This window comes from Paenarthrobacter sp. NPDC091669 (assembly GCF_044756725.1).
Lineage (GTDB): Bacteria > Actinomycetota > Actinomycetes > Actinomycetales > Micrococcaceae > Arthrobacter > Arthrobacter bambusae_C.
Genome location: NZ_JBIVTK010000002.1, coordinates 1 through 22,523 on the forward strand (window position 1 = coordinate 1; position 22,523 = coordinate 22,523).

Here is a 22,523-nt window from a genome sequence, read left to right on the forward strand (position 1 = left end):
CGAATCAACAGAGGGTCGCAATCATGCCGGGGTCAGCAGGCCAGCACACCCATATCCTGCACCAGGAAACGGGCTACGAAAAAGGTAACGAGGGTCGGGCCGGTACCTTTGAGACATGGCTATTCCCGACGTCGTTCTCCTCACCAAAGCTGACTGCCACTTGTGCACTGAGGCGCGTGCCGCCGTCGAGCGTGTCACTAAGAGTCTTGGCGTGCCGTGGAAGGAGCAACGGATCGACGGCGATCCCCAACTGCAGGAGCGCTTCGCGGAAGAGATACCCGTGGTGCTGGTGGACGGCGTCCAGCGTGATTTTTGGAAGATTGACGAGGAACGGCTCACCCGCACCCTGAAGAAGGTGCTGGAGGGCTGAGGGATTACCCGTTGGTAATGGCTTTTGTTGAGTCCGGCCGGGGGTCATAGAGTGGAACAACAAAGCGACGCAATGGAGAATACCGTGACTGCGCTGGAACCGTCCCCGGAGGCTGCCACCGGGGACAATGAACCTGCCACCAAGCAGATCCCGCCCGCGGCTGTGGCCCGGATGACGCTCTATTTGCGCGCGCTCAACTCCCTGCTGGCCGAAGGCGTGGAGCGGGTCTCGTCCGAAGCGCTGGCGGAAGCCTCAGGTGTCAGCTCGTCCACCCTGCGCAAGGATCTTTCCTACGTGGGCTCGTACGGGACGCGCGGTGTCGGCTATGAAGTCCAGTATTTGAGCCGCCACATCGCCGCGGCCCTGGGCCTGACCCATGACTGGAAAGTTGCCATTGTGGGCGCCGGTAACCTCGGCAAGGCCCTGGCCCGGTATGGGGGCTTTGAGTCCCGCGGCTTCGACGTCGTGGCCATCTTCGACGCCGACCCCATGGTGATCGGCAACGAAGTGGGCTGGCTGCGCGTCAGCGACTCCGCGGAGCTTGAGCGCGTCCTGGAGCGCACGCACACCAACATGGTGGTGCTGGCCTTGCCCGCCACGGTAGCCCAGGCAGTATGCGACCGCGTGATTGCCGCCGGGATCCGGAGCATCCTCAGCTTCGCGCCGGTGCTGTTGCAGGTCCCTCCGCACGTAAACCTCCGCAAGGTGGACATGGCCACGGAGCTCCAGATTTTGGCGTACCACGCACAACGGGCGCAGACGCCGGGCCAGGCTGTTTAGCCTTCGCCGGGTCCGCGCCCGCGCTTGAAGCGTCTGGAACTCTGAGTGTCTAGCGGCCGTACGGGTTCTGGTACGGGTTGCCGAACGGCTGCGCCTTGCGGAAGTACGGGGCCGACGCCGGCAGGTACAGCATGACGATCGCCGCGACTCCCAGCAGGATCACGATGAGCTGCAGGATGCCGTAGGTGGCGCCGAACTGGAACAGGCTGGTGAGGCCCAGGACGGAGATGGCCGCGAAGACGGTTCCCAGGATCCGTGCCCAGTTCTTGCCCTTACGGACGGGGAAAGCGACCAAGGCGTAGAGGCCGAGGGCCAGAATCGCGCCGACGACGGCGCTGACGCCGATCACACCGCGCATGCTTTCCATGGACCCTGCGGGGAGGTCGGTACCCTGCTGGCTTGCCTGCTGGTTCATGGCGTTGATGAAGGCATCAGCACCAGTGGTGGCCAACAGGAGCGAGCTGATGGCGGAGAGAACACCGGCGGCAACGATCATCCAGAAGGCGTAGTTGACCATGGGCGGCACAGCTGTGGGACCAGGCTGCTGGCTGGGCCAGTTGGTGTCCTGTCCGTATTGCGGAGCGCCGGGAGCCTGGCCGTACGGGGATGACTGCTGGCCGTACTGCGGCGCGGCGGGGCTCTGCTGTCCGTACTGCGGGGCAGCGGGCTGGCCGTACTGCGGCGCGGCGGGGCTCTGCTGTCCGTACTGGGGCGCGGCGGGAGCGGCAGGCTGGGTGCCCGGCTGCTCGGGCTGGTTGGCATCGCCCGGGTTTGACGGCGGGTAGGGAGGGTTGCTCATGGCATTCCTTTGCTTGTTCGACTGCTGGTGCGGCCGCCGGGATCAGCAAAATGACCCTGCCCCCAGCGTGGTTCTGCTTCCACCGTACCTCCCGGGTCTGACGCTGCAGGTGATCCCACGCAGGTATTTCCGGCTCACGGCAAAAATCATCATGTTGGCTTACGCCTTCATGATGAAAGCCGCGGCAATCCGGGAGGATTTACCGCGGCCTTCAGCCTGTACACCGTCGATAAGGCACGACGACGGCAGTTGCGTCAGCGCTAAGCGTGGCCCTTGACTGCCTTGAACCAGAGTTGTGAATTCGGGAGCCACATCAGGACTACGGCTACGGCGCTGACGAGGAAACCGAACCAGTTGCTGCCAAGGCCCGTGCTGGATCCGCCGGCACTGGCCGCACTGAAAATGGTGAGGAGCAGGGAGATGCCGGCCACGATGGTGAGGGCGAGGCGGGCCCACTCTTTCCCTTCCTTCATCTTCATCGCCAGGACTACCTGCGCCGCTGCCACGGCCAGGGTAAGAATCAGGATGATCAGCAGGATGGCTGCAACGCCGGGAGCGAACGCGAAGAGGGCAATGATCGCGAAGAATCCGATCAGCCCGAACAGCAGGCCAAGGAGTCCGGAGATCACCCAGATGAAGTAGGAAACCTTCAGCTCGGTGGGGAGGCCCTGGGTTTTGAACATTCCCGAGAATCCGCCCTGGGGCATGACGTCGTTGAAGTTGCGGGGCCCGTCGGTGGGCATTTCGAAGTGGAAACCAGGCTGTCCGGGGCCTGCCTGCGGTGGGCCGGGCTGCCCCGGGCCGGGCTGTGAATATTGGCCCGGTTGCGACGGCGGCTGGTAACCCTGGGGTGGCTGGTAGCCCTGCGGAGGCTGGTAACCCGCAGGAGGAACATTGCCGGGCTGCGGAGGCTGGGAGCCGGGCTGCTGTGGCTGTGGTGCTTCGTCTGGGGTACTCATGGCATCACTGTAGACCGCAGGTTGAGGGTTGCATAGGAACTTCGGAGCCAACTCGCAGGTAATTACAGGCTGTTTGCCGAACAATTGCGGGGTGACTTCCGGATATGCGAAACGGCGCCCCCACACAGCCGGGGACTGTGGGTGGCGCCGTTTGGCTTGCCTGGCTACGGATCCGCGTCTTGTTGGCCATCCTCTGCGAAGTGCGGTGTGGATGGCGAACAAGGGCGGGACCCGTGCACCTGGGCCGGGGGAGAAAAAGACTATGCAGCGGCCGGTGCGATGAAAGCGAGTTCCAGGTTGATGGCAACCTTGTCGCTGACCAGCACGCCACCGGCTTCGAGGACGGCGTTCCAGGTGAGGCCGAAGTCCTTGCGGCTGATGGTGGTTTCGCCGGAGACGCCGGCGCGGGTGTTGCCAAAGGGATCCACTGCGACACCGTTGAATTCGGTTTCGATGGACACTTCCTTGGTCACGCCCTTGATTGTGAGATCGCCCACGAGGTCGAAGCTGTTGCCGTTGGCCTTGACGTGGCGGGACACGAACGTGATCTCCGGGAACTTCTCCACGTCGAAGAAGTCTTCGCCCTTGACGTGGCCGTCGCGGTTGACGTCGCCGGAGTCGAAGCTGGCGGTCAGGATGGTGGCGGTGACCTTTGAGTCGGTCAGGGTTTCGCCAACTTCGAGGGTGGCCGAAGCGTCCTTGAACTGGCCGCGTACCTTGCTGATGCCTGCGTGGCGGACGGTGAAGCCGATCTCGCTGTGGGAAGCGTCGAGGGCCCAGGTGCCGGTGGTGACGGAAGCGGGGAGAGTCATCATGGTGTTGCTCCTATATCGATTGGTAGGTACTGCGTGCTTGCCTGGTCGAGCTCATTGCTTGAAACGTCAACCGAGCTTCGTGTCTAGTATAAACATGCATATGCATCTTTTATTCCAACTCCGGGGAACATTTCGGAAAAACTTTGAGTTCTACTAGCGGTAGAAGATTTCGGATCGCCCCGCTTCTTTGAGAAACTGGTAAACATGCCCCAAGCAACTGTCCACCTGCTTCGCCATGGCGAGGTCCATAATCCCGACGGCGTCCTGTACGGCCGCCTGCCGGAATTCCACCTCTCCGAGCGTGGCCGGGAGATGGCCCGTATGCTGGCCGACCACTTTGTGGCACGGGCCGGCCAGGGCGCCAAGATTGTCCACTTGGTGGCCTCGCCGTTGACGCGAGCCCAGGAAACGGCCATGCCCACTGCGGAGGCCCTGAACCTGGAGATCACCACCGAGCCCCGCATCATCGAGGCCGAGAACCACTTTGAGGGGCTGCACCCCACCAAAAGCGAGTTCCTGAAGCCCAAGCACTGGATCTACTTCCGCAATCCACTGCGTCCCTCCTGGGGCGAGCCGTACAAGGAGCAAGCCGCGCGGGTTCTGGCTGCGGTTGAAGACGCCCGGGCAAAGGCGGTTGAGTTGGGTGGCGACGGTGCCGAAGCCATCCTCGTGAGCCATCAGCTCCCCATCTGGTCGACCCGTTTGACGGCAGAGGGACGCCGGCTGGCACACGATCCCCGCAAGCGCGAATGCACGCTCACCTCCCTGACGTCCCTGACCCTGGACGGGAACGGCAAGATCGTGCGCGTTGAATACACCGAACCTGCTGCCGTCCTGCTCCCCGGCGCGGCCAGCACCCCGGGGGCATAGAAGCATGGACAAGAACCTTTCACGTCGCAGCGCGTTGACTGCCGGCGGCGTCCTCCTCGCAGGACTGACCATGGGCCTGTCCGCTTGTGCCCAGGAAGATTCCCTGGCTAAGCAAGCCAAGGCAGGCGACAACAAGAACTACGTAGCCGGCGATGGTTCGGTGACGGAGTTCGCCAAGGCGGACCGTGCCGCGCCAGTGGCACTCAAAGGCACCCTCTTTAATGGGGAGACGGTAAAGCCCGAGGACCTCAAGGGCAAAGTCACCGTCCTGAACTTCTGGTTTGCTGCCTGTGCACCTTGCCGCATCGAGGCGCCCCAGCTTGAAGCCCTGCACCAGGACTTCAAGGACCAGGGCGTCCAGTTCTTCGGCGTCAACCTGCGCGACGAACAAGCTACGGCTGAGGCCTTCGACAAGACCTTCAACATCACCTACCCGAGCTTCAACGACAAGGACGGGGCTGTGCTCCTGTCCGTGTCCGGCATCGTGCCTCCTGGCGCAGTGCCCACAACGTTGGTCCTGGACAAGGATGGCAAGGTCGCCTCCCGCGTGCTCGGTGAGATTGAGAAGAGCACGTTGAAAGCCCTCATTACTTCTGCAGTGGCTGAGTAGCACCCATGAACAGTCCCTTCGCCGAGACGATCCTCAACGGATCGCTGCTGCTGGCTGTGCCGGTGGCTTTGCTGGCCGGGCTGGTGTCCTTCCTTTCGCCATGCGTGCTGCCCCTGGTCCCCGGTTACCTGGGCTACGTCACGGGACTGACCGGCGTCGACCTCCAAAAGCAGCGGCGTGGCCGCATGCTGGCCGGAATCGGCCTGTTCGTCCTGGGCTTCTCGGTGATCTTTGTTCTCCTGGGTGGCGCCTTCGGGCAGTTGGGCACGTTGCTGACCGGCCCGCAGAACGCCTGGATTACGCAGTTGCTGGGCATTCTGGTGATCATCATGGGAGTGGTGTTCATGGGCGGCTTCGGCTGGTTGCAGCGCGACGCGAAGATCCATGCCAAACCGCCGGCCGGCCTCTGGGGCGCCCCGCTCCTGGGATTGACCTTCGGACTGGGCTGGGCGCCCTGCATTGGGCCGACGTACTCCGCGGTACAGTTGCTGAGCCTGTCCGGTGGTTCCTCGGCAGCCAAGGGCGCGCTCCTGGCGTTCGTCTACAGCCTTGGACTGGGCATCCCCTTCCTTTTGATTGCGCTGGCTGTCCGCCGAGGCATGGGAGTCATGTCCTACTTCCGCAAGCACCGTCTGGCCATCCAGCGGATCGGCGGCGGCATCCTGATTTTGCTCGGCATCCTGATGGCCACCGGCGTGTGGGGAACCTGGGTGACCGAGTTGCAGTACTGGTTCCAAAACGATGTGAAGTTGCCAATCTGATGAGCGAGTCCGTGAAAGCCAAGAAGAAGTCACCGTCCGCTGAAAACACAGCGGAAGGAAAACTCCAGCAGGCCAAGTCCGAGGCCGCACTTCCCGCCCTCGGGTTCAAGGGCATGCTCCGGTGGGCCTGGACCCAGTTGACCAGCATGCGCACAGCGTTGTTCCTGCTGCTGCTGCTCGCCGTGGGCGCAGTGCCGGGTTCCCTGTTCCCGCAGCGGCCGGCCAACCCGTCGGTGGTCACGCAGTACATCAAGGACAACCCGTCCTACGGCGAGCTCCTGGACGCGTTGCAGCTATACGACGTCTACTCGTCGGCTTGGTTCTCCGCCATCTACATCCTGCTCTTTATCTCGCTGATCGGCTGCGTCACCCCGCGCGCCATCGCCCACTACAAGGCCATGAAGTCCCAGCCGCCCCGCACCCCCAAGCGCCTTTCGCGCCTGCCGGAGTACGGCACCTTGGCGGTACCCGCCGACGCCGGGATCCCGGCGTCGAAGGCCATCAACGATGCCGCCGGGCTGCTGAAGAAGCGCGGCTACCGCGTGGAAGTCAGGGACGTCGACGGCGCCCTGCCGTCCTTGGGTGCCGAGCGCGGCTTCCTGAAGGAAGTCGGCAACCTGGTCTTCCACACCTCGCTGATCGGGGTGCTGGTGTCCGTGGCCATCGGCGGCCTGTACGGGTACAGCGGCCAGCGCATCCTCGTGGAAGGCGAAACGTTCGTCAACACCCTGGTGGGCTACGACCAATTCACTCCGGGCACCAACTTCCAGAGCAGCGCGCTCCAGCCGTACTCGATGCAACTGGACAACTTCGAAGCCAAGTTCGACCGTGAATCCCCGGGCAAAGCCGGCCAGCCGATCGATTACACGGCCGAAGTCACCACCAAGGAAGGACCGGATTCACCGGTCAAGAAGGAAACCCTCAAGGTCAACGATCCCGTTTCCCTCGGCGGTACCAGCCTCTACCTGACCGGCAACGGCTACGCACCCCTGGTCACCGTCCGCGACGGCGAGGGCAATGTTTCCTTCCAAGGCCCGGTCACGGCCAAAGTCCAGGGCGACAACTACTACTCGTCGGTGGTCATCAAGGTCCCGGACGCAAAGCCTGAGCAGCTCGGCTTTGTGGGCTTCTTCCTCCCCACGGCGTTCGTCACCGAAGACGGCACCTCGTTCAGCGCTTCCCCGGAGCTCTTCAACCCCCAGCTGAGCCTGAATTCGTTCTACGGAGACCTCGGCCTGGACAAGGGCGTGCCCCAGAACGTGTTCGAACTGGACGTCAAGGACTTGAAACCGCTCAATGCCCGCGACCTCGCGGCAGGGGGCATCACCTTGACCCCGGGCGCAACCGTCAACCTGCCCGAAGGCAAGGGCAGCATCACATTCGACGGCGTCAAGAAGTACATCGGCGTGGACATCCACCACAACCCCGGCCAGCTCTATGCACTGATCTTCGGCTTCCTCGCAGTGGGTGGCCTGGTCATGTCGCTCTACATCAACCGCCGCCGCGTCTGGGTCCGCACCGGAACCCACGCGGACGGCCGCACCATGGTGGAATACGGCCTGCTGGCCCGCGGTGAAGACCACCGCCTTGCCGGCGAAGCCGCAGCACTTCGCGAGATCTTTGCCCGGGAATGGAACATCCCACAGACGCAGGACACCGCTACAACAACAGCAGGATCTTCCTCAACCTCGAAGGACCAGTAATGCCCGTCATCAACGAAACCCTGGGCCAATACAGCGAGCTGTTCATGCTGTTGGCCGCCGGCACCTACACCGTGGCGTTCATCGCGTTTGCCTGGGACCTGGCCAAGAGCAGCAAGATGCTCCGCGCCGTGGACCTGAAGGCTGCGGCCAGCACTGCCGGCGAGAAGGTCACGGTTGCTGCAGGCCGCGTCGCGGGAGGCTTGGGAGGTCCCGACGCCGGTGGGCCGGCAGGCCGCGCCGAGCGTCCGACGTCGGGCCTCACCTTTGAGGGCGGCACCGCCGCCGGCGACATGAAGTACGCCGGCGAACGCCGCGCACCTGCCCGCGTAGCTGTGGCCCTGACGGTGTTGGGCGTCCTCATCCACGGCGCAGGCGTGGTCACCCGCGCGTTCGGTGCAGGCCGCGTGCCGTGGGGCAACATGTACGAGTTCCTTACCACCGGCGCCTTTGTTGCCGTGGCTGTGTTCCTGATCGTCCTCATCCGCCGCGACCTGCGGTTCCTGGGCACGTTCGTGATCGGCTTGGCCATCATTATGCTGGTGGCCGCATCGGCTGCTTTCTGGACCCCGGTGGGTCATCTGGTTCCGGCACTGCAGAGCTACTGGCTGATCATCCACGTCTCCATCGCAGTGCTCTCTTCAGCGCTGTTCACGCTGACCTTCGCCATGTCCGTGCTGCAGTTGCTGCAGTCGCACCGCCAGAAGAGCCTTGCTGCTGGCCGTACGGACAAGCTGGGCTTCATGCGCCTGGTCCCCAACGCTTTGAGCCTGGAGAATCTCTCCTACCGCATCAATGCCATCGCCTTCATCGGCTGGACGTTCACCCTCATGTTCGGCGCCATCTGGGCCGAAAAAGCCTGGGGTCGCTTCTGGGGCTGGGACCCCAAGGAAGTCTGGACCTTTGTGATCTGGGTGGTCTACGCCGGCTACCTGCACGCCCGGGCCACCCGCGGTTGGACCGGAACCCGTGCCGCCTGGTTGTCGATTGTTGGCTACGCCTGCGTCATCATCAACTTCACACTGGTGAACACGGTCTTTAACGGCCTGCATTCTTACTCCGGTCTCTAAATTCGGGGCAGAGTCCCAATCCGGGCCTGAGCAGGGGCGTTGTCCCTGGCCCGGGACCGACCCTCGGAAAACAACAAAACGGTGCACTCAACAAGCCTTTTGCCTGTCCAAGGCAGGTGCTAACTTGTTGAGGACCCGCTTGTGATGCAGCCCGCTAGCGACGCGCCGTGTTCTTTTGAGGTAGCTATGAACTATGTTCTCGCCATTGACGTCGGGACGAGTTTTACCGCAGCAGCCCTGGTTAAGCCGGACCAGAGTCCAACCCCTACACCGGAAATCCTCCCGTTGGGATTACATGGCAGCGCCGTGCCTTCGGTGTTGTTCTACGCCGACGACGGCCGGGTGCTGGTAGGCGAAGCGGCCGAACGCCGGGGCCTGGACGATCCCCACCGCATGGTGCGTGAGTTCAAACGCCGGATCGGGGATTCCGTCCCCCTCGCAGTCGGCGAGGGGTGGCTGGCCCCGGAGGATGTGTACGCCACCATGGCCCGGTGGGTGGTGGACAGGGCCGGGGAGCGGGAGGGGACGGCGCCGTCGTCGATCATCATGACGCACCCCGCTGCCTGGGGCCGGCACCGGACGTCGGTGGTCCTCGCAGCGCTCAACGTGGCGGGCCTCCAGGACATCACCCTGATCAGTGAGCCGGAAGCGGCGGCCCTGCATTACGCCTCCCAAACGCGGGTGGAAGACGGCAGCGTCATCGCTGTGTACGACCTCGGCGGAGGTACGTTCGACACCGCCGTCCTCCGCAAAGCCGGAGCCGGGAACTTTGAGCTGCTGGGACGCCCGGACGGAATTGAAACCCTTGGTGGCGCAGACTTCGACGCCGCCGTCCTGCGGCACGTGATGGGCCACGTCAAGGCGTCTGCGGACGTGGATCCGGAGGCACCGGACATGCTGGCTGCCCTTTCGAGGCTGCGGCGGGAATGCCGTGAGGCCAAGGAAGCGCTGTCCATGGACAGCGAATCCAGTGTGGCCGTTTCACTGCCGGGCACACAGCAGTCCGTGCGGCTGGTCCGCGCCGAATTCGAAGCGCTGATCGAGGAACCCCTCCGGGAAACCGTGGAAGCACTGGAACGAAGCTTGCAGAGCGTCAACGTGGACTCCCAGGACCTGAGCGCCGTGCTGCTCATCGGTGGGTCATCGCGCATTCCCCTCGTGGCCGAGATGATTTCGGTGGAACTTGGCCGGCCCATCGCCGTCGACGCCGATCCCAAGTCCTCCATCTGCCTTGGTGCAGCGGTGGCTGGTTTGCGCTCAAGGGGCGAAGACGCCGTGGATGCGGCGGCAGCGGTCGCTGGACGGGCGGCGGCTGCCAACGTGGTGGCAGGTGGTGCGCTGGGGCGTCCGCATACCGCGAGCCGGGCCCCGGCCCTGGGCGTCATCACAGCAGCGTCCGCAAAGCCCGGCCGGCACGCTCCCCGGCCGCGTGTCCGGATGGCGGCGGCCGCGGCAGTAGCGGCAGCAGCCTTGACCATCGCTACGGCGACGGCGGCACAGAGTCCCGAAGGCAGTGGGCTGCTGGCGACCGTATTCGGCAACCAGACCGCTGATGTCATGCGCGACGGCGGTCCTCAGGCTTCCGGGGGCCAAAGCAGTGATGCTGGTGGCGGGAAGACCGGGGAAACCCCGACGGCCGGCAAGCCAACGGGTGGACTTGAAGCCAGCGCCAGGGCTGGGGTTACCAAGGCAGGGAATGGGGCGGGGAAGAGCCCGGCCCGGACCGGCACCACGAATACCGGCACTGGATCGGGGGCCGCTGCGGGACCCGGCGCAGGATCTGCCGCCGGACCGGCTGCCGGCACCTCCTCGGGCACCTCATCCGGTGGAACTGCCACCGCCACTCCTGCCGCGCCGGGCACGGGAACCCCCGCTGCTCCGGGCACCACTCCAGCTCCCACCACCCCCACACCGGCACCTACTGGTGGCGCCGCCAGTGGGCCTACCCCGCCCCCCACCACGCCACCACCGGTCATAGAACCTGCGACCCCGGCTGATCCTGTCACGCCACCGCCGTCGCCCGAGCCAACAGTGCCGCAGCCTGAACCGACGCTCACGCAAGACCCCCCACCGCCGTCACCCGAGCCAACGCCGGAACCGGTACCCCCGCCTGTCACGGCTGATCCCTTACCCGAGCCCTCGGAAACGGGCACCATTCCGGATCCAGCGATGCTTCCGGCGGTGTAGCCCATGACGGGACATGACCCTAAGCCCGGGCACCTTCCACCCGGGCCGGACGATCACCCGTTCAAGGAACCTGCCGCCCTTCACGAGGCAGCGCCACACCCTGTTCCGGAGCTTTCCGGGGATTCCGCGAAAGTCCGCGAGCTGCTCCTCGCCCTATCCGTGGGGTTCACGCTGCCTTCACCCCTGCCGCGTGGCCTTGAAGGCCATGATGGCCTGGACTCGATTATCACTGCAGCCATGGATGCGGGCTTGCTGCTGGCCGACGGGTCCGTAGTGGGGACGGTCCAGCATGCCTTGCTGCATGGAACCCCGCCCTCCCGCATCCGCGCGCTGCAGCGGGAGCTCGTGGACAAGGTCCTGGACGAAGGCCGTCCCTTGGGAGACCTGGCCCGCGACCTCGCCAGGAGTGGGATGCAGGATGCCCGCGTTGCCGCGGAACTTGAAGAGGTGGCAAACAGCGTGCTGGAAACGGATCCGCGTCTTGCCGTGGATCTCTATGCCGAAGCGCTTCTTGCCGGGAACAAGGAGCTCCACATTTCCGCGAAGCGTGCCCAGGCTTTGGCCGCCACCGGGGATCTGGACGAAGCTGGCAGGATCGTTGACAGGCTGCTCGCGCTGCCCGAACCTCCCCACCTTCGCCTGGGGGTGGACGTGGCAGCCGCAGTGTGGGCACAGCGGGGAATGTTGTCGCGGAGCGCTGACACGTACAGCTGGTTGGGGCCGGACAGGTTGCAGGGGTCTGCGCCGCTGGCCGCAGTGGCCATGATCGGCACCGGAAACGCCGTGCGGGCTGAAGAGATCCTTGCAGCCGCCGTGCCGTCCGGTTCGCCAACGCTGCTGGCGGTGGCTTTGACGCTCACCCAGGAGGGCCTGCGGCAGACCCTTGGACCCAACCCGCAATTGGCCCTGCCGGAGCTCATCAGGGCCTCGGACATGATGAATGCCTCTGGCGCGGCGATTCCCTTGCCGGAGACTCCGGGGGCCTTGGCAGCCCTCTGCGCACTCCACAATGGGGAACCGGCGGTAGCGGACACCGTGCTCAGGGCGGCGTTGGCCGCGGGCCAGGGAGGGGATGCTGCCCGACCCCGGCTGTTCCTCCTGCAGGCATGGACCGCAATGCAGCAAGACAACGCTGACGAGGCACGGTTGGCCATCAACGAGGCCGTCAAGGCAAACCACTGGTCCTTGGCACCCCGCGACGAGTTGCTGCTGGCAGCGCTGGAGGTTGGGTTGGCGCGGCGTGGCAGCGACGTGCACGCGCTGGTCCTGGCCTGGGACCGGGCCCGGGAAGCCATGATGCACGTAGCTGTGGATCTTTACAGCCTTTTGCCGTGGGGCGAACTGATGGTTTCTGCTGCACGGTTGCGGGAAACACGTCGCGTCTCGCACTATCTGGACGGTGCCTGGGAGCTCTTACAGAGTTTGGGGAACCCACCGCTCTGGTCGGTGCCGCTGCATTGGGCGGCAGTGCAGGCTGCGCTGCTGAGCGAAAGCCCCGCTGAGCTTGCGCCGCACGCTGCCTCGCTGGTTCGGGCTTCGGAACACAGCCATCTGGCGTCCGTTCTCGCCGTGGGTGGCAAAGCCTGGGTTTCGGTCTTGGCCGGCCGGTTTGAAGCGTCCGACGTCGAAACGGCGGCCCGCGGGTTGGCCGCCGTCGGCATGCCTTGGGAAGGGGCACGGCTGGCCGGCCATGCCGCCGCGCACGCGGAGGAACGGCGTGACCTCGTAAGGCTGCTGGCCTGCGCCAGGGACATCCATCCCCAGGGCGCTCCGGCCGCAGCGGGCCACGATGGGGCGGAGGAGCCGCACCATGGCGTTGCGGGCACCCCTGCTCCGGACGGCGCCGGCCCGGGTGCAGGGGATCCGTCCGGGCTGAGCGCCAGGGAACGTGAAGTGGCCCGGCTTCTCCTTGAAGGCAAGACCTACCGGGAGATCGGTGAGGCCATCTACATCTCGCCACGCACTGCCGAACACCATGTGGCACGCATGCGCAGGCGCTTGGGGGCCGACAGCCGATCGGACCTCCTGGTCCGCCTGCGCCTTGCCTTGGGGGAGGGGTACCCGCCTCCGTGAGCGGCAGCCCCCTCCACCCCCTAACGGAAAATCCCGCGCCCCCCTAACGCCGGGGCAAGCGGTAGGGGGACCACCCCCGATGCCCGGGCCCTCACCACAGCCATACGTTGAAGGGGAGCCCGGCAAAGGCGCCGGGCCATTTACCACCCACCACAGAATTTGAGGGAGCATTCCAATGCCTACACTCGCACAACAGCTCGTGCAGTTCCTGATGAGCCTGTTCAACGATCCCGACGCAGCCGAGGACTTTGTCCGCGACCCCGAGGCTGCCCTTGCCGCAGCCGGCCTCCGTGACGTTTCCTCGGCCGACGTCGATGCTGTTCGCCCGGTGGTCCTGGACTACGCACCGATCAACGCCCGTTCGTCGTTCGACCGTGAATACAACACCGGCGGCAACCAGGGCTCCACCGGCGGCGGCGCCGGCTGGGGCGGACACGATGACGACGACGATCACGGCGGCGGTGGTGGTGGCTGGGGTGGCCATGATGACGACGACGATCACGGCGGCGGTGGTGGTGGCTGGGGTGGCCATGATGACGACGACGATCACGGCCACGGTGGTGGCGGCAGTGGTGGTGGCTGGGGTGGTCATGATGACGACGACGATCACGGCCACGGTGGCGGTGGCGGCGGTGGCGGTGGCTGGGGTGGCGGAGACGACCACGATGACCATGCCCACGCCGTTCAACAACTGGTCCACGTGGTGAACAACTACTCCTACACCACCACTATTGATGACCGCGATACGATCACCGACCAGTCGGTGAACCAGAACATCTGGGCAGACGGTGATGTCACACAGCTCTTCAACCAGGACGCTGTCATCGCCTCGGGCGACGGCGCCATTGCTGCCGGTGATGACGTCAAGGACTCCGGTAACACCACCACGACTACCACCACCACAAATACCGACGATCACTCAACGGACAACTCGGTGACCATCCGCGAGACGGGTCCCGGAGATGTCGAAGTGGGCAACACGGACATCGAAGTCAAGGATTCGTTCAACGACAATTCGGACAATTCGGTGACCAAGGACTCCTACAACACCGATGTTGATGTGGACGTGGACATCGAGGACTCCTTCAATGAGGACAACTCTTCACACACCGACAACTCCCACACCAACATCCACAACACCGATTCGTTCAACAAGGACTCCTACAACACGGAGAACGAGTTGGAGGTCGGCGACGTGGACGTGGAGTACACGAACATCGAGAACTCCACCATCATCAAGGACAACGAGGTGGAGCTGGAATACACCAACGACCACTCCACCAACGTGGAACTGGAGGACGTCCAGGTCAACTACGATTCCACGGTGATCCAGGACAACGAGCTCGAGGTTGATAAGTCGAGCTACACGAACATCGAGGACAACGAGGTTGACGTCGAATACAACGACATTGACCATTCGAACGTCATTGCCAAGAACGACGTTGAGATCGACTAGCAGCAAAACGGTCCACACGCCGTAGCGAGAGCTGCGGCGCAGAGCACCCCCAGCAGTGCCCGGCAGGCGGATGGACGCCTGCCGGGCACTTCGTGGCCTCTCCGGACGGCAGCACCGGAGCAGGCAGAACAAAGGACACACCGTGGCGGAAACTGTACGGATGACCACCTTGGTAGAGCAGGGCATGGCACTGGTGGGGGAGCGGAACGACCTTCGACGACGCTTGGAGAACACTCGAAACCGCCTCCAGGATCCCAGCGTTCGAGTGATTGTGGTGGGCGAATTCAAGCAAGGCAAGAGCCAACTGATCAATGCTTTGGTCAATGCGCCCGTCTGTCCCGTGGATGACGACATTGCCACCACTGTGCCGACGGTGGTACGGCAGGGGGATCCGGCGTCGGCCGTTGTCCTGGTTCCCGCTGCGGATGGTGGCGCGCCGGAAGGCACTCGTTCGGAACTCGAAAGCGACGGTCGCGAACGAACGCTTGAACGCCAAACCGTGCAGCTGGACCACCTTGCCGACTACGTCTCCGAAAAAGGCAATCCGGGCAACGCGAAGAACATCGTGGCGGCGGAGGTTGTCTTGCCGCGGAAACTGCTGGCGGGCGGACTGACAGTGGTGGATTCGCCCGGGGTGGGTGGGCTGGGGTCAACCCACACACTGACCACGCTGACGGCCCTCCCGTCAGCGCATGCCATGGTGTTCGTCTCCGATGCCTCCCAGGAATACACCGAACCGGAGATGCGGTTCCTGCGCCAAGCCATGCGCATCAGTCCCAACGTGGTGTGCGTGCTGTCCAAGACCGACCTCTATCCGAGCTGGCGGCAGATTGAGGACCTCGACCGGAAACACCTTGCCGAGGTGGGGCCGGACATACCCTTGTTCCCCGTCTCTTCGGAGCTTCGGCTTCAGGCTGCGCGTCTGCAGGACACGGAACTGAACGCCGAATCAGGGTTCCCTGCGCTGATCCACCACCTAAGGAACAACATCGTGGGGGAGGCGGCCAGAATTCAACGCCGGTCCGTTGGCCATGATCTCTTGTCCGTGGCCGAAAACCTGAGGCTCGCCCTGCAGTCGGAGCTTGGTGCCCTGGAGAACCCCGAGGGTACGCCGCAGATGATTGCCGGCCTCAACGCGGCCAAGGAGGACGCGGACTCGCTGCGCAAGCGGTCTGCGCGCTGGCAGATCACCCTCAACGACGGCATCGGTGACCTCATCGCAGACATGGAGTACGACCTGAAAGACAGGTTGCGCCGGATCCAACGCGAAGCGGAAATCGCCATTGACCAGGGGGACCCCGGCCCTGCCTGGGATCAGTTCACCCAGTGGCTGGAACAGAGCACCGCTGCTGCGGTCTCCGATACCTTCGTCTGGACCAGCGAACGGGCCCAGTGGCTGGCCACCCAGGTGGCGAACCACTTTTCCGAGGATGAGGTGGCCCTGCCGGCGTTGAAGGTGGCCGATACGGGCGGAGTGCTGGACCCTGTGGCTGACATCCAGAAGATGGACAACGGGCGCCTCGGACCCCTGCAAAAGGTGCTGATCGGTATGCGCGGCTCCTACGGCGGCGTGCTGATGTTCGGCCTCCTGACTGGCATCTTTGGGATGGCCCTCATCAACCCGCTCTCGGTCGGCGCCGGCCTCCTGTTGGGACGGAAAGCCTTTCGGGAGGACAAAGCAGCCCGGCTGAAGCAGCGGCAAGCCGAAGCCAAGATCCTGGTCAGGAAGCACGTGGACGATGTTGTGTTCCAAGTCGGAAAACAGCTGAGGGACAGGTTGCGGCTGGTCCAGCGGGCCACCCGGGACCACTTCACGGAGATCGCCGAGGAGCACCACCGCTCCCTGGCTGAATCCGTGGCGGCTGCCCAAAAAGTTGCCGCAACCTACGCCGTGGAACGGGACATGAGGATCAAGGAGATCCGGGGCCAACTCAAGGCAGTGGACACCTTGGCCAGGGAAGCACAGCAGTTGCTGGAAGCTCCGTCCATGGAAAACCAACCCAAACCCTCAACCGTCCCGGCCGGCTGATGGAACCGGGAATTGCCGGAGCCACGGACCTGCTTCGGCACGCACGGGAAGTCTTCAACGGTGACGCCGCCGCGCTCGCGGTGGTGGACGAGTTGGACCGCCGGTTGGAAGGGCCGTTGCGCATCGCTGTTGCCGGGATGGTCAAGGCCGGGAAATCAACACTCCTCAACGCGATCATTGGCGAGGAAATCGCTCCCACTGACGCCGGTGAATGCACCCGCGTGGTCACGTGGTACCAGTACGGTCACACTCCGAAAATCACGGTGTACCCGTTCAGGGGCGCACCACAAGACCTCCCCGTGACCCGTGCAGACGGCCGACTGGTCTTGTCCTTGGGCGATATGCCGGCCGGGGATGTGGAGCGTCTGGTGGTGGACTGGCCATCAGCCAGCTTGCGCAATCTCACCTTGATCGATACTCCCGGCATAGCCTCATTGTCCGAGGACATTTCCGGGAGATCGGCGGCTTTCCTGCTGCCGGAAGACGAACCTACGGCAGCGGACGCCGTCATCTATCTCATGCGGCACTTGCACGCCTCCGATGTCCGGTTCCTTGAATCCTTCAAGGACACCGCCGCCGGACGATCCGGTACCGTCAATGCCCTGGCTGTCCTGTCCCGGGCGGACGAGATCGGCGCCGGAAGGATCGACTCCCTGATTTCCGCAGCGGTCATCGCCGACAGGTACAGCCGGGACCAGAACCTCAAACCCCTGGCCCTGGGTGTGGTGCCCGTGGCCGGGCTGCTGGCACAGAGCTCACGGACCATGCGGCAGGCGGACTATGAGGCCATGGTGATGTTGGCGCAGATGGACCGGAACCAACGGGAACGAATGATGCTGTCCGCAGACCGTTTTGTCCGTTCAGAGGATCCGAAAGGCCTCAACCCGGACACCAAAGCATCGCTGGTGCAACGGTTTGGCCTGTTCGGGATCCGGTTGGGTGTTGCCCTGATCCGGGGCGGTCCCACTGATTCCAACGAGCTGGCCCATGAACTGGCACGTCGCAGCGGGCTGGGTACCTTGCTGGACGCCATCAGCTATCTCTTCCAGAGCCGTGCCGACGCACTCAAGGCGCGTGCCGTCGTCGTGGGCTTGGAGTCATTGGTCCGCGGCGCTCCCAGGGAGCGGGCGGCGCAGCTGGAAGCGGCGTTGGAACGGCTCCAGACCGGCGCTCATGAGTTCCGGGAGCTCAAGCTCCTCGCCGCGTTGCGTACAGGTGGGGTGGGACTGGGCGGGGAACAGGAAGCTGAAGCAGAACGGCTGGTGGGTGGCCGTGGCAGCACTCCCTCGTTGCGGTTGGGCGTGGACCCGGAGGCGGATCCCGGGCAGATCAGCGAGGCTGCCCGGAGCTCTTTGAGCCGTTGGCGGCTGATCGCAGAAAATCCGTTGACAGAGCCGTCGGCACTGGAAGCGTGCCGCGTGGTCATGCGAAGTTGCGAAGGGATGCTGGCCGCTATGCCGGCCGGTCGCTGAGCCGTTCGCTGTATTTTTCGCTCAGGAGCCAAGCGGTAGTCGAAGGGAAAAACAGCAGGATCAGCCCTGCCGCGGCAAGGATGAACTGGGACGCCAGCAACACCGTGGGCAAGATGCCGTCCGTGCCGGGAGCCACCACAAAGTCGGCAGTGATCACTGTCACCACCGCGTGCAGGAGGACCAGGGGCGCCAAGGTCCACCGTGCCCAGACGCGGCGTTTGAAAAGCACCGCGAGCAGGACAGCTTCCATGGCCACCACCAGCGCGATCATGGCGAGGCTGCCCAGGAAAACGACGGCGGTGGACCCCTCGACAGCTTGGGCGTCACCGTCGGGAACCATGCCACCGATGACGCCTTTCAGGCGTTCAAAGTGGGCGTCACGGCCGAGGAAACCAAAGACGACGACGGCGATTCCCGCCACAAAGCTGGCAACCCACAGGGAGCGGGAGAGCCGTGCGGTGCCTGGTGGCACTACGGCCGCGGCAATGGGAGGCGGCACCGACAGGGAAACACCTGGACGGGGTGGCGGTGCGGGACGCGCTGTGGGCCCGATGGCTGATGGTGTGGTGGAAGGTAACTGCCGTGAACCATCAGCTTGCTGGGCCATGTTTGCCTACTTCAGCTCGTCCGTGTCATGGGGGTCCGGCTCACTGCGCTTGGCATCGCCGGGTTTGAAACCGTTGCCTGTCGCCTCCTCGGAGCCGCCCGAGGGCTTATCGCCCAGCTCACGCTCCTTGGCTTCAAGGTCAGCCTTGAGTTTCTTCAGGCGGTCATCCTCGGCCTGGTTGCGGCGTCGGGTTTCCAGGTTCCTGAGGAATTCGGGGTCGTCGTCCGGAGCTGTTGGATAGCGGCGTACGGCCTTTGCCGTGGGCTTGCCATAGGGCCGGCCGAAGATGAACCACAGGATGGCACCCAGCAGCGGCAGGACGATCATCACGATGATCCACGCGGGTTTGGAAATACCGCGTGTTTGGTGCTTGTCCGTGCGGATAACATCCACCAGGGCATAGACGAAGATGACAAGGACAACGACGACGCCTACAACGCGGAGCATGCACCAAGTCTAGTCGCCGGAAGCCGTTCACTGGACGCCCTCTGCAGGCCCGTGATCAGAGTGCAACCATAGGGGCGGCTAAACTTGGATGGTGGCTTTCCTGAAGTATTCCCTCATTCGCCTGGCGCTCTTCGCGCCGTTGCTCGTGCTCTTCTACTTTTTGGGGGTTGGGCTGATCCCGGCGGTGATCTTCGCCGGGCTGATGGCGTTCGCCATCAGCTACCTGTTCTTCCAGAAACAGCGCGACGCCGCCACGGCTGCCATGCGCGAACGTTTCTCCGGGCGGGCCAAGCCCATCAGGACCGCCGGCGAGGTTGAGGACGCCGCAGCCGAGGACGGCTTGGTGGAAAAGAACCCGGACATCGCCGTCAACAACGACAAACGCCCGGGCTCCGTCTAGGAGTTTTTGTACAGCTAACGCCCCCAAGAAGCCTTCTTGGGGGCGTTAGCTGTACAAAAACTTAGAAGCCGCGGCTCAGGATCAGCCCCAGCGAGAACAGCAGGCTGTAGCCGAGGTTGATCATGCCGGTCTGCTTGAGCACGGGAATGAGGCTCTTGCGCTTCTTCCCATTGACCATCAGCCAGGCCGGCATCAGGCACGCGGGGATCAACAGCAGGACGATCAGCATCCACGGCTTGGTGGGCGCCAGCACGATGACCAGCAGGATGGCGACGGCCAGCATCAACACGTAGCTTTCACGGGCATGCCGGTCGCCAAGACGCACTGCCAGGGTCCGCTTTCCGGCGGCTGTATCCGTTGGAATGTCCCTGACATTGTTGGCCATCAGCAGGGCGCAGGCGATGAGGCCGGTACCAATTGCACCGATCACGGCGGCCAGGCTGACTTGGCCGGCCTGGGTGTAGGTGGTGCCGAGGGTGGCAACGAGCCCGAAGAACACGAACACGAAGACATCGCCCAAGCCCATGTAGCCGTAGGGATTCTTGCCGCCCGTGTAGCCCCAGGCGGCCAGGACGCATCCGATGCCCACCAGGATCAGCCACCATGACTGGGTGATGATCACCAGGATCAGCCCGCAAATCATTGCGGCGCCGAACAGTCCGAACGCTGCCCACTTCACTTGCTCAGGCAAGGCAGCCCCGGATCCCACGAGGCGCAGGGGTCCAACGCGGTCCTCATCGGTGCCGCGGATGCCATCGGAGTAGTCGTTGGCGTAGTTCACGCCGATTTGGAGCAGGAGCGCCACGAGCGCAGCCAGGATCGCGTTCGGCAGCCGGAACGCGTGGAGCTCGTACGCCGCTGCCGAACCGATCAGGACGGGCGCGATGGCCGCGGGCAGTGTGCGGAGCCGGGCTCCTTGGATCCATTGTGCAGCTGTCGCCACGTGTAGTACCTCGTGTATTTCGCGGTTGATCTAGAGTCAGTTTCGGGAGGAAGAACGTGTCTATTGTCCCTGATGCAGTTCGGAAAGCCGTTCAATCATGGCCAGCCTGTCCGGTTTCCCATTGGGCAGCATGAGCAATTCCTTATCAGCGAACACAGTTTTCGGTGCCAGGACTCCAAGCGCAGCCTCGCGCCGGGACGTGAAGCCCTCGATGCCTTCGGGGCTGGGATCGGTCACTGCTACGAAAGCTGCCACGGCTTGGCCCCACTCGCGCGACGGGACGCCGGTGACGAAAGCCGCGGTGACGCCGTCGAGCTCTTCCAGCTTGGACTGGATGTAGGCGGCGGAGGCTTTGACGCCGCCGGTGATGATCACATCGTCCGCCCGGCCCAGTACGGTGAGCCTGCCGTCGTCGTCCAGCTCGCCGAGATCGCCGGTGACGTACCAGCGGACGCCGTCCTCCTCGAAGAAGGCGGCTTTGGACGCGCGGGCGGCGTCAAGGTAGCCCGCGGCCACGGTGTCGCCACCGAGCAGGATGCGGCCTTCCAGCTCGCCCTCACCGATGCGGACCTCGACGCCGTCCAGCGGCTCGCCGTCGTAGACGCACCCGCCGCAGGTCTCGGCTGAGCCGTAGGTGGTGACCACCGTGAGTCCCTCTGCGTGGGCGGTGGCAAGGAGATCAGGCGACGCTGGAGCGCCGCCCAGCAGGATCGCATTGAACCGGCGCAGGACGGCCAGGGTTTCCGGCGCGGGGGAGTCCAGGAGCCGCTGCAGCTGCGTGGGAACCAGGGAGGTGAAGCGGATCTTGTCTGTCAGTTCCCCGGCCGCCGCGGTGAACGCCTCGGGCGTGAAACCGTCAGACTGATCCATGACCCATGGCCGGGTGCCTGCGTACAGCGAGCGGACCAAGACCTGCACTCCGGCCACATACTGCAGCGGGAGCGCGAGCAACCACTGGCCTTCACCGCGCAGGGCCATGGCGGTGGACACGGACGAGGCCGCGAGGGCGTCGATGGTCAGGACGGTTGCCTTGGGGGTGCCTGTGGAACCGGAAGTGCGGACCACCACAGCGGCATCCTCGACGCCGGTCTCCACCGGGACCGCCTGCGGTTCGCCGTCGTCGCCGGTGACGATTTCGACGGCGGGACCCTCGCCGTGGAGGGCGGCCATCAGTGCTTTGAGTACGGGATCAATGTCCACAGGGTGAGTCCTAGAAGTAGTAGGGGAAGCTGGACCAGTCGGGGTCGCGTTTCTGGAGGAACGCTTCCTTGCCCTCCACGGCTTCGTCGGTCATGTAGGCGAGGCGGGTGGCTTCGCCGGCGAAGACCTGCTGGCCTGCCAGGCCGTCGTCGGCCAGGTTGAAGGCAAATTTGAGCATGCGGATGGCCTGCGGTGACTGGCGGGCGATGTCCGCAGCGTACTCCAGGGCTACTTCCTCCAGGCGTGCGTGGTCCACGGCCTCGTTGACGGCACCCATGCGGACCATGTCATCGGCAGAGTATTCGCGGGCAAGGAAGAAGATCTCCCGCGCGGCTTTCTGCCCGATCTGGCGGGCCAGCAGCGCAGAGCCGTAACCGGCGTCGAAACTTCCCACCGTGGCGTCCGTCTGCTTGAACTTCCCGTGCTCGCGGGAGGCGATGGTGAGGTCGCTGACCACGTGCAGTGAGTGGCCGCCGCCTGCCGCCCAACCATTCACGACGGCGATGACCACCTTGGGCATGGTCCGCATGAGCCGCTGTACTTCCAGGATGTGGAGCCGGCCGGCACGGGCGGGGTCGATGGTCTCTTGGGTGTCCCCTTGGGCGTAGCGGTAGCCGTCGCGTCCGCGGATCCGTTGGTCTCCACCTGAGCAGAACGAGTGTCCGCCGTCTTTTTCCGACGGTCCGTTGCCAGTGAGCAGCACCGTGGCAACGTCCGGCGTCATGCGTGCATGGTCCATGGCGCGGTAGAGCTCGTCCACCGTTCCCGGGCGGAAGGCGTTGCGGACTTCGGGGCGGTTGAACGCGATCCGGACCGTGGGGAGGTCCTTGACGGTGCCGTCCGCGGAACGCTCTACCTGCCGGTGGTAGGTCATGTCCTTGAAGTCATCAAAGCCGGAAACGGTGCGCCAGCGTGAGGGGTCAAAGATGTCGGAAACCTTGGCAGGGAGTTGGTTGTTCACACTCCGAGTCTAGT

The 22,523-nt window shown here is 64.3% G+C and carries 21 protein-coding genes; 13 read left to right on the plus strand and 8 right to left on the minus strand.

Going from position 1 to position 22,523, the window contains the following annotated elements:
- Positions 1 to 115 precede the first annotated feature (115 nt).
- Both ACIQLI_RS02955 and ACIQLI_RS02960 read left to right on the plus strand, forming a co-directional pair.
- The gene (locus ACIQLI_RS02955; RefSeq protein ID WP_089596075.1) at positions 116 to 370 is read left to right on the plus strand and encodes a glutaredoxin family protein; all 255 of its coding nucleotides are present in this window, start codon (positions 116 to 118) and stop codon (positions 368 to 370) included.
- Between the two features lie 72 nt (positions 371 to 442).
- On the plus strand, positions 443 to 1,150 hold the full coding sequence (locus tag ACIQLI_RS02960; RefSeq protein ID WP_089596074.1) for a redox-sensing transcriptional repressor Rex: 708 nt from the start codon (positions 443 to 445) through the stop codon (positions 1,148 to 1,150).
- Positions 1,151 to 1,199: 49 nt separating this feature from the next.
- Here ACIQLI_RS02960 and ACIQLI_RS02965 read toward each other — a convergent pair whose 3' ends face one another.
- The 3 genes from ACIQLI_RS02965 to ACIQLI_RS02975 form a co-directional block, all read right to left on the minus strand.
- Positions 1,200 to 1,949 carry a hypothetical protein gene (locus ACIQLI_RS02965; protein WP_354229455.1) on the minus strand — a complete coding sequence of 250 codons (750 nt, stop codon included), beginning with the start codon at positions 1,947 to 1,949 and terminating at the stop codon, positions 1,200 to 1,202.
- A gap of 260 nt (positions 1,950 to 2,209) precedes the next feature.
- Positions 2,210 to 2,908 carry a hypothetical protein gene (locus ACIQLI_RS02970; RefSeq protein ID WP_354229457.1) on the minus strand — a complete coding sequence of 233 codons (699 nt, stop codon included), beginning with the start codon at positions 2,906 to 2,908 and terminating at the stop codon, positions 2,210 to 2,212.
- 260 nt (positions 2,909 to 3,168) lie between these two features.
- The gene (locus ACIQLI_RS02975; RefSeq protein ID WP_400385797.1) at positions 3,169 to 3,720 is read right to left on the minus strand and encodes a YceI family protein; all 552 of its coding nucleotides are present in this window, start codon (positions 3,718 to 3,720) and stop codon (positions 3,169 to 3,171) included.
- Positions 3,721 to 3,927: 207 nt separating this feature from the next.
- On the opposite strand from ACIQLI_RS02975, the gene ACIQLI_RS02980 reads away from it, so the two are divergent.
- The 10 genes from ACIQLI_RS02980 to ACIQLI_RS03025 all read left to right on the plus strand — a co-directional run bounded on the left by ACIQLI_RS02980 (position 3,928) and on the right by ACIQLI_RS03025 (position 17,951).
- Positions 3,928 to 4,593 carry a histidine phosphatase family protein gene (locus ACIQLI_RS02980; protein WP_354229459.1) on the plus strand — a complete coding sequence of 222 codons (666 nt, stop codon included), beginning with the start codon at positions 3,928 to 3,930 and terminating at the stop codon, positions 4,591 to 4,593.
- A gap of 4 nt (positions 4,594 to 4,597) precedes the next feature.
- Positions 4,598 to 5,203, plus strand: coding sequence for a redoxin domain-containing protein (locus ACIQLI_RS02985; protein ID WP_354229461.1), 606 nt, complete (start codon positions 4,598 to 4,600; stop codon positions 5,201 to 5,203).
- A gap of 5 nt (positions 5,204 to 5,208) precedes the next feature.
- Positions 5,209 to 5,964, plus strand: a complete 756-nt coding sequence (locus tag ACIQLI_RS02990) for a cytochrome c biogenesis CcdA family protein (protein ID WP_400384806.1) — start codon at positions 5,209 to 5,211, stop codon at positions 5,962 to 5,964.
- A complete protein-coding gene (locus ACIQLI_RS02995; protein WP_400384808.1) occupies positions 5,964 to 7,667 on the plus strand; it encodes a cytochrome c biogenesis protein ResB in 1,704 nt (567 codons plus the stop codon). Before ACIQLI_RS02990 ends, ACIQLI_RS02995 begins: the two co-directional genes overlap by 1 nt.
- Positions 7,667 to 8,734, plus strand: coding sequence for a c-type cytochrome biogenesis protein CcsB (gene ccsB / locus ACIQLI_RS03000; RefSeq protein WP_400384810.1), 1,068 nt, complete (start codon positions 7,667 to 7,669; stop codon positions 8,732 to 8,734). The genes ACIQLI_RS02995 and ccsB overlap by 1 nt, the downstream gene beginning before the upstream one ends.
- A 186-nt stretch (positions 8,735 to 8,920) precedes the next feature.
- On the plus strand, positions 8,921 to 10,921 hold the full coding sequence (locus tag ACIQLI_RS03005; protein WP_400384812.1) for an Hsp70 family protein: 2,001 nt from the start codon (positions 8,921 to 8,923) through the stop codon (positions 10,919 to 10,921).
- A 3-nt stretch (positions 10,922 to 10,924) separates the two neighbouring features.
- Positions 10,925 to 12,994 (plus strand): LuxR C-terminal-related transcriptional regulator, encoded by a 2,070-nt coding sequence (locus ACIQLI_RS03010; RefSeq protein ID WP_400384814.1) that lies wholly within the window; start codon positions 10,925 to 10,927, stop codon positions 12,992 to 12,994.
- Positions 12,995 to 13,169: 175 nt separating this feature from the next.
- On the plus strand, positions 13,170 to 14,450 hold the full coding sequence (locus ACIQLI_RS03015) for an IniB N-terminal domain-containing protein (RefSeq protein ID WP_400384816.1): 1,281 nt from the start codon (positions 13,170 to 13,172) through the stop codon (positions 14,448 to 14,450).
- A 142-nt stretch (positions 14,451 to 14,592) separates the two neighbouring features.
- Positions 14,593 to 16,479, plus strand: a complete 1,887-nt coding sequence (locus ACIQLI_RS03020) for a dynamin family protein (RefSeq protein ID WP_400384818.1) — start codon at positions 14,593 to 14,595, stop codon at positions 16,477 to 16,479.
- Entirely contained in the window at positions 16,479 to 17,951 is a 1,473-nt protein-coding gene (locus ACIQLI_RS03025) for a dynamin family protein (protein ID WP_400384820.1), read from the plus strand. The genes ACIQLI_RS03020 and ACIQLI_RS03025 overlap by 1 nt, the downstream gene beginning before the upstream one ends.
- Here ACIQLI_RS03025 and ACIQLI_RS03030 read toward each other — a convergent pair.
- Positions 17,932 to 18,558, minus strand: coding sequence for a hypothetical protein (locus ACIQLI_RS03030; RefSeq protein WP_400384822.1), 627 nt, complete (start codon positions 18,556 to 18,558; stop codon positions 17,932 to 17,934). The two genes, ACIQLI_RS03025 and ACIQLI_RS03030, sit on opposite strands and share 20 nt — an antisense overlap.
- Positions 18,559 to 18,564: 6 nt before the next feature.
- A complete protein-coding gene (locus ACIQLI_RS03035) occupies positions 18,565 to 19,005 on the minus strand; it encodes a PLD nuclease N-terminal domain-containing protein (protein ID WP_400384824.1) in 441 nt (146 codons plus the stop codon).
- 88 nt (positions 19,006 to 19,093) lie between these two features.
- On the opposite strand from ACIQLI_RS03035, the gene ACIQLI_RS03040 reads away from it, so the two are divergent.
- The gene (locus ACIQLI_RS03040) at positions 19,094 to 19,405 is read left to right on the plus strand and encodes a DUF4229 domain-containing protein (RefSeq protein WP_172323847.1); all 312 of its coding nucleotides are present in this window, start codon (positions 19,094 to 19,096) and stop codon (positions 19,403 to 19,405) included.
- 61 nt (positions 19,406 to 19,466) lie between these two features.
- Here the strand turns inward: ACIQLI_RS03040 and ACIQLI_RS03045 are convergent, their stop codons facing one another.
- From ACIQLI_RS03045 to ACIQLI_RS03055, 3 genes are read right to left on the minus strand one after another with little or no spacing between them, the layout of a single operon-like run.
- Positions 19,467 to 20,348 (minus strand): 1,4-dihydroxy-2-naphthoate polyprenyltransferase, encoded by an 882-nt coding sequence (locus ACIQLI_RS03045; RefSeq protein ID WP_400384827.1) that lies wholly within the window; start codon positions 20,346 to 20,348, stop codon positions 19,467 to 19,469.
- A 60-nt stretch (positions 20,349 to 20,408) separates the two neighbouring features.
- On the minus strand, positions 20,409 to 21,548 hold the full coding sequence (locus ACIQLI_RS03050) for an AMP-binding protein (RefSeq protein WP_400384829.1): 1,140 nt from the start codon (positions 21,546 to 21,548) through the stop codon (positions 20,409 to 20,411).
- A 10-nt stretch (positions 21,549 to 21,558) separates the two neighbouring features.
- Complete coding sequence (locus ACIQLI_RS03055) at positions 21,559 to 22,509, minus strand: 1,4-dihydroxy-2-naphthoyl-CoA synthase (RefSeq protein ID WP_400384831.1); 951 nt, start codon at positions 22,507 to 22,509, stop codon at positions 21,559 to 21,561.
- Between the last annotated feature and the right edge of the window lie 14 nt (positions 22,510 to 22,523).